The organism is Herbaspirillum sp. DW155 (assembly GCF_037076565.1).
GTDB lineage: Bacteria > Pseudomonadota > Gammaproteobacteria > Burkholderiales > Burkholderiaceae_D > Herbaspirillum.
Genome location: NZ_AP029028.1, coordinates 1,860,738 through 1,875,378, shown reverse-complemented (window position 1 = coordinate 1,875,378; position 14,641 = coordinate 1,860,738). Strand labels below are relative to the sequence as shown.

Below are 14,641 nucleotides of genomic sequence, written 5' to 3'. Positions count from 1 at the left end.
GCGATGAAGCGTACTGCTACTGTGCTACACCGACCTGATCGATGTAATGGCGCACCTCGGCGTCCACGGCGGCAAACAGCGACTGCAGCTCGGCCAGGCGGGGCTGTGCGCTTTGCGGGGGATCGTTGCGGGATTGGGTTTCCACGCTCTTGAGCAGTTCGGTCAGCACGCCGGCGCCGACCAGGGCGGTCATGCTCTTGAGGCTGTGTGCCTCGCGCTTGACCTGGGCCGCGTCGTCGGCGCGGATGGCCTGCTCCAGCCGGGCGAAGGTGGCCGGGGCGCTTTGGGCGAAGGTGCCGAACATGTGGCGGCAGGCGGCGACGTCGCCGCCCATGGCATCGAGCAAGGGCTCGGGATTGATGTGCTGGTATCGGTTGTCGTTCACGCGTTTCTCCCTGGGGCCGACGCAATATACGCAAGATATTGCTTCTTACCAATTTCTTTTTGACAGCGGGTCCGGCGGTCTGAGCAATGTGGCCTGATGGCTTCATGGCCTTGATGCCGGGTCGTGAGCGGAGACGGTAATACGGTGCAGAAGTTGTAACGTAACCAAGCAGGTCGCGGGCGTCAATCACAACCGCTGCGACAGACGCAAAAAGCCGCCCCATGAGAAGGGCGGCGGGTACTCAGGGGCCATGCAGCGGCCATCCATGATGACCGCCATTCAGTGCAAGCGCGAGGATCAGGCAGCGCGTTCGAGGCGCTGGACGTTGCTGTCTTCGACAGTGCCGATTTCGATCTTGCGCGGCTTCAGTGCTTCGGGGATTTCACGGACCAGCTCGATGTTGAGCAAGCCGTTTTCCAGGTTGGCACCGACCACCTTGATGTGGTTGGCCAGCTGGAAGCGCTGTTCGAAGTCACGGGCGGCGATGCCACGGTGCAGGAAGTTGACCTGCTTGTCTTCCTTCTGCTTGCGGCCGGTGATCTTGAGGGTTTCGTTTTCGGTCTCGATGTCGATTTCGCTGCGGGCGAAACCGGCCACGGCCATGGTGATCCGGTATTTGTCCTCGGCCACCAGTTCGATGTTGTACGGCGGATAGCTGGGCTGATCAGCACGCTGGGCGTTGTCGAACATCTGGGCCAGGCGATCGAAGCCGATAGCGGTACGGTACAGGGGAGAGAGATCAAAGGTACGCATAAAAAAATCCTTTCAAGTAAGCGATGTTTTCGTCGCAGACCTCAACGTCAAGCATCTGCTGGTACCGATCTAGGGATGGGGATTTTTGTTTTCAAGGGATTTTTTTGAAAAAATTCGAGCCCTCTGGACGGCTTCAGGTCAGCAGCAACTATCCTGCTCCTGTCACCCCGCCTTCAACGCCGCCACCAGCGTGCGCAAGGCCGTCTGCGTGCGCGGTTCCTTGAGCCGTGAATGCAGCCTCACCTGCGCCAGCGGCAGGCTCGGCAAGCCCAGGCGTTCGCCGACTTCCACGGCACCCGGCGGCGCACTGCGATGGAGCAGCGCCGATACCGCCAGTCCCGCACTGACCGCCGCGCCCACAGCCAGGATGCCGCCGCCGACGAACACTTCCACCCAGGGGATACCGGCCGCATCCAGTCTGCGCAAGGACAATTCCCGGATGCGGCAGGCCGATGAAAAGGTCGCCACACGCAAGGCCGGCCCCGCCCAGCATTGCGCATCGGGATGGGCGAACCAGCCGATGCGTTCTTCCATCACCAGTTTGCCGCCCCGGTCCTGCGGTTCGCGGCGCACGATGACGGCATCCAGTTCTCCGCGTTCATAGGCCGGCATCAGGTCGTGCGAAGACCCTACCCGCACTTCCACCACCACGCCAGGATCGAGCGCATGCACCTGCCCCAGCGCACGCGGCAGACCGGCACCGGCCACGTGGTCGCTGATGCCCACAGAAAGCCGTACCGGCCCCTGATCCAGCTGTTCCAGCGCGCGTTCATGCGCGGCCAGCAGGTTGCGTGCGGCCGGCAGGAACTGCTGCCCTTCGGCCGACAGGCGCACCTGGCGTGGGGTGCGCTCCAGCAGACGACGGCCCAGGCGGTGTTCCAGTTTTTTGAGCTTGAAGCTGACGGCCGATTGCGTGCTGTCCAGCGCCTCGGCGGCGCGCGTGAAGCTTTGCAGGTCGGCCGTCAGCACGAAGGCTTGAACGGTGTCCAGATCCAGAGGTTTTTCCATGGTGTGAGGCTTCCTTGCGGTCAGGAATCCATGATGACGAATTTCAATCATTGAAATCATCAATCAGTGGTTTTTCAAATCATCGTGCCAGCATAGCATGCAGGGCATGGAGGCTTCGCGCCGCCTGCCATGTTCCATCGTCAACCTCACAAGGAGAGCCTCATGCCCCTGGTCCGCATTTCCCTGTTGCGCGGCAAGTCCCGCGCCTATCGCAGCGCCATCGCCGAGAACGTCTATGAAGCCCTGCGTGAAAGTTTCAACGTGCCGGAGGATGACCGCTTCATGGTCATCAGCGAGCACGATCCGGAAGAACTGGTCTTCAGCCGCAGCTACATGGGCATGGCGCGCACGGATGACTTCGTGCTGATCCAGCTGACGGTCAGCAATACGCGCACGCAGGCGCAGAAGAACGCGCTCTATGCGCGTATCGTCGAGCGCCTGCAGCAGAACCCCGGCATCGGCCCCGATGACGTGATGATCAGTCTGGTCGAGGGCGACAAGGGCAACTGGTCATTCGGGCGCGGGCTGGCGCAATACGTGATCTGAACGTGGCGCCCCATGCGCCCTGCCCTGCATGCCGCGCGCTCACCTGCTAGGATGTTGCGCATTCCAATGATTGCGCGGCTGCCGCGCCTCTTCCATGCCACCTGCGACATCCTGCCTCGTGCCGCAAGCACGCCGCCTGTGCCGTTGCCTTGCCATCCTGCTGCTGGCGGCCGGCCTGGGCGCCTGCTCTTCCTCCGGCAAGTACTACGATCCCAACAAACCCAATCGCACCGAGACGGGCTTTCGCAACAACTATGCGCAACCCGAGCGCGGCTCCTTCTGGAAGTGGCAATGGGAGCGCCTGACCCAGGGCCTGCCCAGGCCGCCTGAAAACAATTACCGGTTTCCCGTCGTCAAGCCCGACCTGGCCTGGCTCAAGGCCAACCATGACACGCCCAGCGTGACCTGGATCGGCCATGCCACGGCCTTGCTGCAACTCGGGGGCAAGAACGTACTGACCGATCCCATGTTCTCGCAGCGGGCCTCGCCGTTCTCCTTCATCGGGCCGGCGCGCAAGGTGCCGCTGCCGATGCAGATCAGCGAATTGCCGCACATCGACGTGGTGGTGATCTCGCACAACCACTACGACCACCTGGACCGGGCGAGTGTGGAGCAACTCAATCTCCAGGCAGGCGGGCCGCCGCTGTTCCTGGTACCGCTGGGGGTGCGCGACTGGTTCCTGGCGCTGGGCATTACCAACGTGAAGGAAATGGACTGGTGGGACAAGACCGTGCTGGACAACCTGGACATCTATTTCGTCCCGGCCGTGCACTGGTCGGCACGCGGCATCTTCGACCGTTCCGAAACGCTCTGGGGTGGCTGGGTGATGCAGACGGCAGCGCAGGCGCCTGCCAGGAAGGCCGGCGCTACGGCACCCGCCTCATCCGAGCCTTTCTCGGTGTACTTCGCCGGTGACACCGGTTACTCCAAGGACTTCCGCGACATCGGCGAGCGCTTCGGCCGCTTCGACCTGGCGCTCATTCCCATCGGCGCCTATGCGCCGCGCTGGTTCATGCAGAACCAGCATGTCGATCCGGCCCAGGCGGTGCTGATCCACGAGGACGTGCGGGCCAAGCGTTCGGTGGCCATCCATTGGGGCACATTCGAACTGGCCGACGAGGCGCTCGACGAACCGCCCAGGGAGCTGGCCAAGGCACTGCGCGAGGCCGGCCTGCCGCAGGAGCAGTTCGTTACGCTCAAGCATGGGCAGACGCTGAAGCTGGATGAGTGAATCAGCAGCGTATCAACGACAAGGCCCGCATCATTTCGGATGCGGGCCCTGGCGAATGGTAGAGAAACGCCGCGATCGCGGCGAATCAAATTACAGCTTGGACGCGATCAGCCTGCCCAGGCGTTCCACACCAGCGCGGATCTGCTCCGGCGGCACGGTCACGAAGGACAGGCGCAGCGTGTTCTTCTGCGCCACGTTGGCATAGAACGGCGCGCCCGGAACGAAGGCGACCTTCTCCTGTTCCACCGCTTCGTTCAACAGCGCGCCGGCATCCAGGTGCTCGGGCAGGGTCACCCAGATGAACATGCCGCCTTCCGGCTTGCTCCAGCTGCAGCTGGCCGGGAAGTACTGTTGCAACGCGTCCAGCATGGCCTGGCACTGGTCGCCGTAGAGCTTGCGGATGGTCGGCACGTGCTGATCGAGGAAGCCGTCCTTGATGGCTTCGTACACCACCATCTGCGTCAGCTGCGCAGTGTGCAGGTCGGTGGCCTGCTTGGCCTGTTCCATCTTCAGGATCAGCGGGCGCGGCGCGACCACGTAACCCAGGCGGATGCCAGGGGTCAGCACCTTGGAGAAGGAACCCATGTAGATCACGCCCGAGGGATTCATCGACAGCATCTTGGGCAGCGGTGCATTCTGGTAGCTCAGGGCGCCATACGGATCATCCTCGATCAGCGGCAGGCCCAGGCGGGCACAGGTTTCCACCAGCTTGAAGCGGCGCTCCACGGGCAGGGTGCGGCCGGTCGGGTTCTGGAAGTTGGGCAGCGAATACAGCATGCGCGCACCACCGGCGATGGCTTCGATGGTCTCGGGTTGCAGGCCGAATTCATCGCTGGGCACGGACTCGAACTTGGCGCCATAGAGCGAGAAGGCTTGCAGCGCACCCAGGTAGCTGGGGGTCTCGACCAGCACCTTGCTGCCTTCGTCGATCATCACCTTGCCCAGCAGGTCCAGGCCTTGCTGGGAACCGGACACCATCAGCACCTGTTCGGCCGTGATCTGTGCGCCATTGGTCGACAGCGATGCCGCGATCCATTCGCGCAGCGGCAGGTAGCCATCGGTGGGGCCGTATTGCAGGGCCATCTTGCCTTGCTGGCTCAGCACGCGGTCGAAGGCGGTCTTCATGTGCTCGACCGGGAAGGTCAGCGGCGAAGGCAGGCCACCGGCGAAGGAGGTGATGTCGGGACGCATCGTCACCTTCAGGATTTCACGGATGGCCGAGCTTTTCATGGCTTCGGCGCGCTGGGAGAACTGCCACTGCAGCGGTGCGGGATTTTCGAGTTTCATACGGGTCGTTCAGTCTGTGTTCGGTGTGAGTGTGCTTCGGGCCGTGCGGCTTCTGCGGCCGCAACAGCCGGTCAGGCGAGGGGTCAGGCGATCTCGGCAATCATTTCGATTTCCACGCAGGCGCCCATGGGCAGCTGCGCCACGCCGAAGGCGGAACGGGCATGCTTGCCGGCGTCGCCGAAGACTTCGCCGATCAGCTCGGAGGCGCCATTGGTGACCAGGTGGTGCTCGGTGAATTCGCCGGTCGAATTGACCAGGCTCATCAGCTTGACGATGCGCTTGACGCGGGTCAGGTCGCCGCCACAGGCCGCCTGCAGGGTGGCGATCAGGTCCACGGCCACGGCGCGTGCGGCCAGCTTGGCGTCGTCGGTGCCGATGTCGCGTCCGAGCTGGCCGACCCATACCTTGCCATCCTTCTTGGCCAGGTGGCCGGAGAGGAAGACGGTATTGCCGGTTTGTGCGTACATCACATAGGCTGCTGCCGGGGTGGCCACGGCGGGCAGTTCGATGTTCAGTGCTTTCAGCTTTTCATAGACGGACATGCGGTACTCCCTGTTGGACAACGCCCGTTTGCGGCCAGAAGGCAGGGGCGTTGCGCGTTGACAAAATGTGAAAAAACAAGTGTTCGATTATCTCAAAAAACCGGGCCTTTAGCCCGCGCCTGCTGAACTATTTCGGCTCGCAAACCCGGTCAGAGCAGCGTCAGCGCCGTTTTTGCAGCCCTCGCCGGGCCAGGCTCAGCGGCGCACTGCCATGCGGCGGCCAATGGCCACCACCACGATCACGGCCAGGGCGAAGAGCATGTTGCTCGCATCCAGCGCTTCATGGGCGATCACGGCGGCGCCCAAGAGGCTCATGAAGGGTTGCAACAATTGCACCTGGCCGACGCGGGCGATACCGCCCAAGGCCAGCCCCTTGTACCAGAAGAAGAAACCGATGAACATCGAGAACAGCGACACATAGCCAAAGGCCAGCCAGGCCGGGCCCGAGGCACTCACACCGTACTGCCAGCCCAGCCACACCGACACCGGCAGCATCACCGGCAAGGCCACTACCAGCGCCCAGGCGATCACGTTCTGTCCGCCCATGCTCTGCGCCAGCCGCCCGCCTTCGGCATAGCCCATGGCGGCGGTGATGACGGCGGCAAAGAGCGCAAAATCGGCCAGATGAAAACTGCCGCCCCCTTCCCGCAAGGCGAAGGCGATCACGATGCCGGAGCCGGCCAGCGCCGCCAGCCAGAAGCCCATCGAAGGACGCTCACCGAAGCGCAACGCGCCGAACAAGGCGGTCGCCAGCGGCAACAGGCCGACCACGACGGCGCCGTGCGCGGCCGGTACGTAGCGCATCGCGATCGAGGAAAACAGCGGGAAGCCCACCACCACGCCCAGCGCCGTGATGACCAGACCGCGCAGTTGTGGCCGGGTCGGGCGCGGCGCCTTGATCCAGGCCAGCAGCACCAGCGCGCAGACCCCGGCCACCACCGCGCGGCCGAAGGCGACGAAGGCCGGATTGAGTTCGGCCACGGCGATGCGGGTAAAAGGTAGCGTGAGACTGAACACGGCCACGCCGATCAGGCCCAGCCACATGCCGCGGCTTTCGTGGCGGACCGGACTGATGGCCGGGGATGGCGCCGTGGAGTTGCCTGGTGGACTGCCTGCCTGCATGAATGCCCCCTGTGGTCGAAATGATGGATTGATATAAATGATTTATACGTTACCGCTACCGGCCCTGCCCTCATCTCTCCTTACAGCCAGATCGCCAGCGCCGAATAGAGCGTCAGCAGGATCATGCTGCCCGCAAAGAGCAGGCGCCAGCGTGGCTGTTCGAGATAGCGCCGCAAGACCGCACCGGCACCGGCCCATAGCGAGATGCAAGGCAGGTTGATGATGCAGAACACCGCACAGTAGATCAGGATGGCCAGCCAGCCGGACTGCTCATGCAACAACGGCATGAAGGCCGAGGCACCGGTAATGGCCATGACCCAGGCCTTGGGATTGGCAAACTGGAACAGCGCCGCAGCCCCGAAGGACATCGGCCGCACCGCCCGCTCACCCGCGCCGGCGACGGCCATGCGGCGCAACTGCCAGGCCAGGTAGAGCAGATAGGCACAGCCCAGTGTCTTCAACAGCACCACCACGGGCGGCACCGCCACCACCAGCTCGCCTATACCGAATGCGCATACGGCCAGCAGCACGCCGAAGCCGAAGGTGATGCCCAGCATGTGCGGCAGGGAACGGCGAAACCCGAACCAGATGCCCGAGGACGTCAGCATGATGTTGTTCGGCCCCGGCGTGATGGAGGAGACGAAGGCAAACGACATCAAGGGCAGCAAGGCTTCGATCATGCCTTGCTCCTCTACGCCGCCGGCGTCAGCGCGAGCACCCGGGCCGGCGCCAGCAGGGCATCGGCGGCGGCACTGTCGCGCGCCAGCACGCGGGCAAACACATCGTGATCGACGTTGCCGCCGGAAAGCGTGATGCCGATCTTCTTGCCGCGCAGCCGCGCACGCAATTGCAGGGCCGCTGCCAGGGCACAGGCTCCCGCGCCTTCGGCGACGTTGTGGGTAGCGATGAAGGCCAGCTTCATGGCATCCATCACTTCATCATCGGTCACGGCCACGACTTCATCGACCTCGGACAGCATCACCTCCAGCGAAGCCTGGTCCGGCACCCGGCAGGCCACGCCATCAGCGATGCAGGTCGAGACCGGCGCCTCGATCTTGCGGCCGGCTTCAAAGGACAGCTTGTAGGCCAGCGCATGGGCCGACACCACCCCGATGATGCGGGTCTTCAGGCCCAGCGCATTGCGGGCCGCGACCGCGCCGCACATGCCCGAGCCCTGGCCGATGGGCACCAGCACCAGATCCAGCGCGGGCTGGGCCGTGAACAGTTCCATCCAATAGGTCGAGACCCCGGCCACCAGATCACGATGAAACGACGCAATCATGTGCAGTTGCCGCTCGGCGGCCAGGCGCTGTGCGTGTTCGCGGCTGTCCTGGAATTCGCGGCCGTGCTCGATCAGCTCCACACCCAGCGCGCGCATGGCGGCATTCTTTTCGCGGCTGTTGCCTTCGGGCACCACGATGGTGGCGGCAATGCCGAAGCGCCGCGCCGACAGGCCGACCGACTGACCGTGATTGCCGCGCGTGGCCGAGATCACACCGGACAGTTGCGGCTGCTGCCGGGCCAGATGATGCAGGTAGACCATGCCACCGCGCACCTTGAAGGCACCGGTCGGCGCGTGGTTCTCATGCTTGACCCAGACCTCGGCACCCAGCGCCTGGTTCAGCAGCGGCCAGCACAGTTGCGGCGTCGGCGCCATGCCGGCGTAGACGATGCCGGCCGCCTGTTCGATCTCCTCCATGCCGGGCAGCAGATCGCGGCCAGTACAGTTGGCCTGGGTGGCTTGGTGGGCAGGGGCGGACAGGCTGGTCATGGCGATGGTCTCCTCGAAAAGATGCGAAACAAGAGCATGGATTGCGGGGCATTCCGACGCATTTCCGCCAGGCCACTTACTCTTGCACTGGCTGATATCCTAGCCGACAATACCGGTACAGTACCTGTACACTTTTCCAAATAGTTTTGAACATTGTCACGGTAAAATGACCAATACAGTTAAGCATCTGCGCAGCATCCCGTCCCAGACACTTGCCAGCGACAGCGCCCTGCCCGGCTGGCCGTTGCTGATACGGGACAGTGGCGAGTCGCTGCTGGACCAGATCGTGCGAGGCGTACGCGCCCGCATCGACGACAAGCTCCTGCGCGGCGGTGCGCGCATGCCCTCGATCCGGCAGTTTGCCGAGGCCCACGAGATTTCCCGCTTTACCGTGGTGGAAGCCTTTGACCGGCTGGTCGCGCAGGGCTATCTGGAGTCGCGCCGGGGTTCAGGCTTCTACGTCAAGGAACGGGTGGCCATCGCCAACGGCTACGGCAACCTGGCCGCACAGGCCGAGGCAGTGGCCGAGGCCGAGCGCGGGCTGGATGTGGTCTGGCTGGTGCGCAACATGTTCCGCCAGATGCCGCCGCACAAGATGCCCGGGGGCGGCCTGCTGCCGCCGGACTGGCTCGATGGCGAACTGATCGCCAATGCCCTGCGCGCCATCAGCCGCGACAATCCTTCCCTGCTGCTGGGCTATGGCACGCCACTGGGCTTCCTGCCGCTGCGCCAGCAGTTGCAGCTCAAGCTGGCCGAACTGGAAATCGCCGCCGCTCCCGAGCAGTTCGTGCTGACCACGGGCGTGACGCAGGCCATCGATACGGTGGCGCGGCATTTCCTGCGGCCGGGCGACGTGATCTTCGTGGATGATCCGGCCTGGTTCCTGATGTTCGGCTCCTTTGCCGCGCTGGGCGCGAAGATCGTCGGCATCCCGCGCCTGGCCGACGGCCCGGACATCGCCCAGTTGCGCGAACTGGCGGCCATCCACCAACCCAAGCTGTACGTGATCAACTCGGTGCTGCACAACCCGACCTCGACTTCGCTGTCGGCCGCCAAGGCCTTTCAGGTGCTGCGCATTGCCGAGGAGCATGACTTCATCATCGTCGAGGACGACATCTATTGCGACATGCACCCCGGCTCGGGCGTGCAGGCCGCCACGCGCATTGCGGCGCTGGACCAGTTGCAGCGGGTGATCTACCTCGGCGGCTTTTCCAAGACGCTCTCGGCCAATTTGCGCGTGGGCTTCATCGCCACCTCGGCCGAACTGGCGCGCAGCCTGGCTGATCGCAAGCTGCTCTCGACCCTGACCACCGGCGAGATCGGCGAACGGGTGGCTTACCGGGTGCTCTCCGAAGGGCACTACCGCAAGCATGCGGAGCGCCTGCGCGCCCGTCTCAACGGCGCGCGCGACAAGGTGATGCGCCAGCTCGAACGGCTGGGCATGGACGTGGGCGATCCGCCGCCGTGCGGCATGTTCCTGTGGGTCGATACCGGGCGCGATACCAACGTGCTCACCGAAGAGGCCATGGAACAGGGTTTCCTCTTGGCACCGGGCAGCCTCTTCTCCCCCGCCCAGCTGCCCTCCACCCGCATGCGCATCAACGTGGCGGGGATGTCCGATCCCGGCATCTGGCGCTTCCTGGAACGGGCGATGGCCGGTTGAGGCCGCCGCACGGCGACCGGCAAATCCAAAAAAACTCACGAAGTGAAGAAAAACGCCAAAAATTGCGGTTGAAAAACTGCAAGTCTCTCCCTATATCCTGCCCACAGACGATCAGCTCTGCCTATTTCACTCATCCATTTCTTCAATAAGGACAACCACATGGCATCCGAAAAACAGACCATGGGCTTCCAGGCCGAAGTCAAGCAACTGCTGCAATTGATGATCCACTCGCTGTATTCGAACAAGGAAATCTTCCTGCGCGAGCTGGTCTCCAACGCCTCGGACGCGGCCGACAAGCTGCGCTTCGAGGCCATCAACAATGGCAGCCTGTTCGAGGACGATCCGGAACTGAAGATCAAGATCAGCTTCGACAAGGCGGCGCGCACCATCACCATCTCCGACAACGGCATCGGCATGAACCGCGACGAGGCCATCTCGCACCTGGGCACCATCGCCAAGTCGGGCACCAAGGAATTCTTCTCGCGCCTGTCGGGCGACCAGCAGAAGGATGCCGCCCTGATCGGCCAGTTCGGCGTGGGCTTCTATTCGGGCTTCATCATCGCCGACCGCATTACGGTCGAGACGCGCCGTGCCGGCACGCCCGCTTCCGAAGGCGTGCGCTGGGAATCCGAAGGCGCGGGCGATTTCTCCATCGAGCAGATCGACAAACCCCATCGCGGCACCGACATCATTCTTCACCTGCGTGAAGGCGAAGATGAATTCCTCTCCTCGTGGCAGCTCAAGTCCATCATCCGCAAGTATTCCGACCACATCTCCCTGCCTATCCTGATGAACAAGGAAGAATGGGATGAGGAAAAGAAGGAAACCGTGCAGAAGGACGAGCTGGAGACGGTCAACCAGGCCAGCGCCCTGTGGACCCGCAGCAAATCGGACATCACGCCCGAGCAATATGAAGAGTTCTACAAGCACGTCTCGCATGACTTCGGCGCCCCGCTGGCCTACACCCACAACCGCGTGGAAGGCCGCAGCGAATACACCCAGCTGCTCTACATCCCGGCACGCGCCCCGTTCGACCTGTGGGACCGCAACAAGCGCGGCGGCATCAAGCTCTACGTCAAGCGCGTGTTCATCATGGATGATGCCGAGCAGCTCATGCCGGTCTACCTGCGCTTCGTCAAGGGCGTGATCGATTCGGCCGACCTGCCGCTGAACGTCTCGCGCGAGATCCTGCAGGAATCGCGCGACGTGCGCGCCATCCGCGACGGCTCGGCCAAGCGCGTGCTGAGCCTGCTGGAAGAGCTGGCCAACAGCGAAGAGCAGGCACAGAAGGACAAGTACACGACCTTCTGGACCGAGTTCGGCCAGGTGTTGAAGGAAGGCATCGGCGAGGATGCGGCCAACAAGGAGCGTATCGCCAAGCTGCTGCGCTTTGCTTCCACCCACAATGACAGCGATGTGCAGAATGTTTCGCTGGCCGATTACCTGGGCCGCATGAAGGAAGGCCAGGACAAGATCTACTACGTCACCGCCGAGACCTGGCAGGCCGCCAAGAACAGCCCGCATCTGGAAATCTTCCGCAAGAAGGGTGTGGAAGTGCTGCTGCTGACCGACCGCGTGGATGAGTGGATGCTGTCCTTCCTGACCGAGTTCGAGGGCAAGGAACTGGCATCGGTGGCCAAGGGCGGTCTGGACCTGGGCAAGCTGGAAAACGAAGCCGAGAAGAAGCAGCACGAAGAGACGCAAGCCGAGTACAAGGAGCTGGTCGAGAAGATGAAGACCGCGCTGGGCGACAAGGCCAAGGAAGTGCGCGTGACCTTCCGCCTGACCGATTCCCCGGCTTGCCTGGTGGCCGACGAGAACGAGCTGTCGGGCAATCTGGTGCGCATGCTCAAGGCCGCCGGACAGGCTGCGCCGGAATCCAAGCCCACGCTGGAAATCAACCCGGACCACCCGCTGGTGCAGCGCCTGAAGTATGAAGAAGCGCGCTTCGACGACTGGTCGCACATCCTCTACGACCAGGCTCTGCTGGCCGAAGGCGGTGCCCTGGCGGACCCGGCCAGCTTCGTCAAGCGTCTGAACGACATGCTGCTGGCCATGGCCGCCAAGTAAATTCGTTCATAGGCCAGACCATGCCAGCGGGCCGTGATGGCTTGTGTGGCAGGAACGCCGCCTGCGGGGAATCTCGCAGGCGGCGTTTTCATTCATATCGGCTTGCAGCCATGATGCTGGCTGGTTAACATCGGCCTATGGAATTGCACTTCATCAATCCCCGCAAGAATGCGCTGGCCTACCTGATCAAGATCCTCTCCGGCTGCCTGATCCTGTGGTACGGCCTGCGGGCGCTGGGGATCGCAGAGCCCTACTGGGCCATGATTTCGCTCATCATCGTGACCGAACCGGACATGACGGTGGCCAAGGCCAACTTCCGTGCGCGGGTGATCAATACGATTTCAGGCTGTATCGTTTCCTGCATTGCGCTGGTGATATTCGGCCCGACCTTCATCGCCATGCTGGCCGCGCTGACGGCGGCCGTGGTGGTGGCCATGCTGTTGCAGAACTATCCCAGCAACTGGCGGCTGGGACCGGCCACGGTGGTGATTCTGCTGTCGGCGGCCTTTACCGGCAACGGACTGCACGAGGAACTGCACCTGGCCTTCATGCGCGTGGGGGAAGTGCTGGTCGGCAGTACGGTGGCGCTGTTGCAGACGGTGGTCTACATGTGGTGGCTGAAGCTGCGCAAGCCCGCAGGCGGGAGTGAGGCGGGCAGCTCCTGAGGTTGCGAAGAAAAGGGAAGAATCCCTAGCCTCAAACTGAAGAAACGGGCGAAAAAAAGCAGGACCGCAGTCCTGCTCAGGTTGATGACGAACCCCGTGTTTTCGAACACGGGGTTTTGTTTTTCAGGCGCAGGTAATTTGCAGATGGTCGATGGCGCAGAAGCCAAGCAATGCGCTCATTTTTCTCTGTAGCCACTTTTGTACGCTGGCATAGGCGTTCAAGCCCGGTAAAAGCGCGCGCAAGCGCGCCACCAGCAGGGCAATCTTCTTCATGTTCTGGGCCGCCGCCGCCAACAAGCACTGCTCGGCGACCTTGCGCAAGCCGCGCATGCGGGCATAGCGATGTCCGTGCAATTGCTTGGCGTCGGCGAAGCTGCGTTCTACCGTTTCCTTGCGTCGGGCATAGATGCGCTTGCCCCATTCGGTACGACGCCGATCATCCACCTTCTCCTTGGAACGCTCCCACACATGGCGCGTCACCACCTTGACCGCATTGGCGCTATTGGTGCATTGCTCGCGTACCTTGCAGCCCCGGCATTGTTCAGGCTTGGATTTGTATTCCCGATACCCCTGCCGATTGGTGGTGCTGTAGTGCAAGGACTGGCCCTGCGGGCAGATGTATTCGTCACGGTAGGCATCGTACTCATACGCCCGTTTAAAGAATGTCCCCGGCTTGTGGTTGGGTGTGCGGTAGCCCATCACGCCGCTGATCTCGCGATTCTCCAGTCCCTGGCAGACGGCCGGTGTGAAATAGCCAGCATCCAGGCCAACGGCCTGTACATCAAATCCGAACGTCTGGCGCTGACGATCCAGGCGTGCCAGATAAGGTTGACTGTCATGGACTGAGGCGGGCGTGACATGGGTATCGGTAATGATGCAATGCTTGGCATCGACGGTGCGGTGATCCAGGTAGAAGAAGCCCTTGGGCTTGTCGTCGCGCACCATGTAGCCGCTCTCGGGATCGGTGCGACTGACCTTGATTTCTTTGGTGGGCGGCTCATCATCATCGTCGCGCTTGAGCGGCTTCTTGCCATGCTCGGCACGGTCGATATCCACAGCCGCATCCAGTTCGGCCAGATAGGCCGAGGGGGTCTGGGTAACTTGAACGTAGTCGAACTTGTTCTTGTTGGCGTTGGCCTTGAGGTGGGTGCTGTCGCTGTAGAGCACACGGCCATCGACCATGCCGCGTCCAATGGCCTGGCGCACGATCTCGTCGAAGATGTCTTGATAGACGGTGGTATCAATGAAGCGGCGGCGCCGGTTCTGGGAGAAGGTGGAGGAGTCCGGCACCTTGTCGGTCAGACGGAATCCGGCAAACCAGCGATAGGCCACGTTGACCTGGACCTCGCGGATGAGCTGGCGCTCGCTGCGGATACCGAAGAGGTAGCCGATGAACAAGAGCTTGAAGAGTACCACCGGGTCCAGTGCCGGGCGGCCATTGTCGGCGCAATACAGATGCGCCACCTTCTCGCGGATGAACTCGAAATCCACCGCCGCGTCGATCTTGCGCAGCAGATGGTCCTTGGGCACGAGCATCTCGATGGTCACCATCTCTAACTCGTGCTGGGCGGCTGTCGGTTTTTTGAGCATGACCGATT

14 protein-coding genes are annotated in these 14,641 nt (G+C 62.8%); 5 read left to right on the top strand and 9 right to left on the bottom strand.

The genetic code is table 11. The features are described 5' to 3' along the window. Window positions 1-16: 16 nt before the first annotated feature. The 3 genes from AACH55_RS08470 to AACH55_RS08460 form a co-directional block, all read right to left on the bottom strand. On the bottom strand, window positions 17-385 hold the full coding sequence (locus AACH55_RS08470) for an Hpt domain-containing protein (protein WP_338718991.1): 369 nt from the start codon (window positions 383-385) through the stop codon (window positions 17-19). Window positions 386-682: 297 nt separating this feature from the next. After that, window positions 683-1,138 carry an Hsp20 family protein gene (locus AACH55_RS08465; protein WP_338718990.1) on the bottom strand — a complete coding sequence of 152 codons (456 nt, stop codon included), beginning with the start codon at window positions 1,136-1,138 and terminating at the stop codon, window positions 683-685. Between the two features lie 162 nt (window positions 1,139-1,300). Then, window positions 1,301-2,146, bottom strand: a complete 846-nt coding sequence (locus AACH55_RS08460; RefSeq protein ID WP_338718989.1) for a LysR family transcriptional regulator — start codon at window positions 2,144-2,146, stop codon at window positions 1,301-1,303. Between the two features lie 162 nt (window positions 2,147-2,308). Between AACH55_RS08460 and AACH55_RS08455 the strand changes: the two genes are divergently transcribed. Both AACH55_RS08455 and AACH55_RS08450 read left to right on the top strand, forming a co-directional pair. After that, window positions 2,309-2,692 carry a tautomerase family protein gene (locus AACH55_RS08455; RefSeq protein WP_338718988.1) on the top strand — a complete coding sequence of 128 codons (384 nt, stop codon included), beginning with the start codon at window positions 2,309-2,311 and terminating at the stop codon, window positions 2,690-2,692. Between the two features lie 94 nt (window positions 2,693-2,786). After that, a complete protein-coding gene (locus AACH55_RS08450) occupies window positions 2,787-3,923 on the top strand; it encodes an MBL fold metallo-hydrolase (protein WP_338718987.1) in 1,137 nt (378 codons plus the stop codon). 90 nt (window positions 3,924-4,013) lie between these two features. Here AACH55_RS08450 and AACH55_RS08445 read toward each other — a convergent pair whose 3' ends face one another. The 5 genes from AACH55_RS08445 to AACH55_RS08425 form a co-directional block, all read right to left on the bottom strand. Beyond that, window positions 4,014-5,210: a PLP-dependent aminotransferase family protein gene (locus AACH55_RS08445; protein WP_338718986.1), complete on the bottom strand. Its 1,197-nt coding sequence runs from the start codon at window positions 5,208-5,210 to the stop codon at window positions 4,014-4,016. A gap of 83 nt (window positions 5,211-5,293) precedes the next feature. After that, a complete protein-coding gene (locus tag AACH55_RS08440; protein WP_039786637.1) occupies window positions 5,294-5,752 on the bottom strand; it encodes a RidA family protein in 459 nt (152 codons plus the stop codon). Between the two features lie 195 nt (window positions 5,753-5,947). After that, complete coding sequence (locus AACH55_RS08435; RefSeq protein ID WP_338718985.1) at window positions 5,948-6,874, bottom strand: DMT family transporter; 927 nt, start codon at window positions 6,872-6,874, stop codon at window positions 5,948-5,950. A gap of 80 nt (window positions 6,875-6,954) precedes the next feature. Further along, the gene (locus AACH55_RS08430; protein ID WP_338718984.1) at window positions 6,955-7,554 is read right to left on the bottom strand and encodes a LysE family translocator; all 600 of its coding nucleotides are present in this window, start codon (window positions 7,552-7,554) and stop codon (window positions 6,955-6,957) included. 11 nt (window positions 7,555-7,565) lie between these two features. Next, window positions 7,566-8,645 carry a threonine dehydratase gene (locus AACH55_RS08425; RefSeq protein ID WP_338718983.1) on the bottom strand — a complete coding sequence of 360 codons (1,080 nt, stop codon included), beginning with the start codon at window positions 8,643-8,645 and terminating at the stop codon, window positions 7,566-7,568. 166 nt (window positions 8,646-8,811) lie between these two features. Here AACH55_RS08425 and AACH55_RS08420 point away from each other — a divergent pair, with 166 nt between their 5' ends. The 3 genes from AACH55_RS08420 to AACH55_RS08410 all read left to right on the top strand — a co-directional run bounded on the left by AACH55_RS08420 (window position 8,812) and on the right by AACH55_RS08410 (window position 13,043). Continuing rightward, window positions 8,812-10,308 carry a PLP-dependent aminotransferase family protein gene (locus tag AACH55_RS08420; RefSeq protein WP_338718982.1) on the top strand — a complete coding sequence of 499 codons (1,497 nt, stop codon included), beginning with the start codon at window positions 8,812-8,814 and terminating at the stop codon, window positions 10,306-10,308. 159 nt (window positions 10,309-10,467) lie between these two features. Then, window positions 10,468-12,378 carry a molecular chaperone HtpG gene (gene htpG / locus AACH55_RS08415; protein ID WP_338718981.1) on the top strand — a complete coding sequence of 637 codons (1,911 nt, stop codon included), beginning with the start codon at window positions 10,468-10,470 and terminating at the stop codon, window positions 12,376-12,378. 137 nt (window positions 12,379-12,515) lie between these two features. After that, window positions 12,516-13,043 (top strand): FUSC family protein, encoded by a 528-nt coding sequence (locus AACH55_RS08410; protein WP_338718980.1) that lies wholly within the window; start codon window positions 12,516-12,518, stop codon window positions 13,041-13,043. 123 nt (window positions 13,044-13,166) lie between these two features. Here the strand turns inward: AACH55_RS08410 and AACH55_RS08405 are convergent, their stop codons facing one another. Continuing rightward, entirely contained in the window at window positions 13,167-14,633 is a 1,467-nt protein-coding gene (locus AACH55_RS08405) for an IS1182 family transposase (protein WP_338718889.1), read from the bottom strand. Window positions 14,634-14,641 lie beyond the last annotated feature (8 nt).

Bases quoted from the DNA above. Each gene is read 5' to 3' on its own strand.
- AACH55_RS08465 (WP_338718990.1), bottom strand. From the start codon at position 1,138: ATGCGTACCTTTGATCTCTCTCCCCTGTACCGTACCGCTATCGGCTTC.
- AACH55_RS08460 (WP_338718989.1), bottom strand. From the start codon at position 2,146: ATGGAAAAACCTCTGGATCTGGACACCGTTCAAGCCTTCGTGCTGACG.
- AACH55_RS08455 (WP_338718988.1), top strand. From the start codon at position 2,309: ATGCCCCTGGTCCGCATTTCCCTGTTGCGCGGCAAGTCCCGCGCCTAT.
- AACH55_RS08450 (WP_338718987.1), top strand. From the start codon at position 2,787: ATGCCACCTGCGACATCCTGCCTCGTGCCGCAAGCACGCCGCCTGTGC.
- AACH55_RS08445 (WP_338718986.1), bottom strand. From the start codon at position 5,210: ATGAAACTCGAAAATCCCGCACCGCTGCAGTGGCAGTTCTCCCAGCGC.
- AACH55_RS08440 (WP_039786637.1), bottom strand. From the start codon at position 5,752: ATGTCCGTCTATGAAAAGCTGAAAGCACTGAACATCGAACTGCCCGCC.
- AACH55_RS08435 (WP_338718985.1), bottom strand. From the start codon at position 6,874: ATGCAGGCAGGCAGTCCACCAGGCAACTCCACGGCGCCATCCCCGGCC.
- AACH55_RS08430 (WP_338718984.1), bottom strand. From the start codon at position 7,554: ATGATCGAAGCCTTGCTGCCCTTGATGTCGTTTGCCTTCGTCTCCTCC.
- AACH55_RS08425 (WP_338718983.1), bottom strand. From the start codon at position 8,645: ATGACCAGCCTGTCCGCCCCTGCCCACCAAGCCACCCAGGCCAACTGT.
- AACH55_RS08420 (WP_338718982.1), top strand. From the start codon at position 8,812: ATGACCAATACAGTTAAGCATCTGCGCAGCATCCCGTCCCAGACACTT.
- htpG (WP_338718981.1), top strand. From the start codon at position 10,468: ATGGCATCCGAAAAACAGACCATGGGCTTCCAGGCCGAAGTCAAGCAA.
- AACH55_RS08410 (WP_338718980.1), top strand. From the start codon at position 12,516: ATGGAATTGCACTTCATCAATCCCCGCAAGAATGCGCTGGCCTACCTG.
- AACH55_RS08405 (WP_338718889.1), bottom strand. From the start codon at position 14,633: ATGCTCAAAAAACCGACAGCCGCCCAGCACGAGTTAGAGATGGTGACC.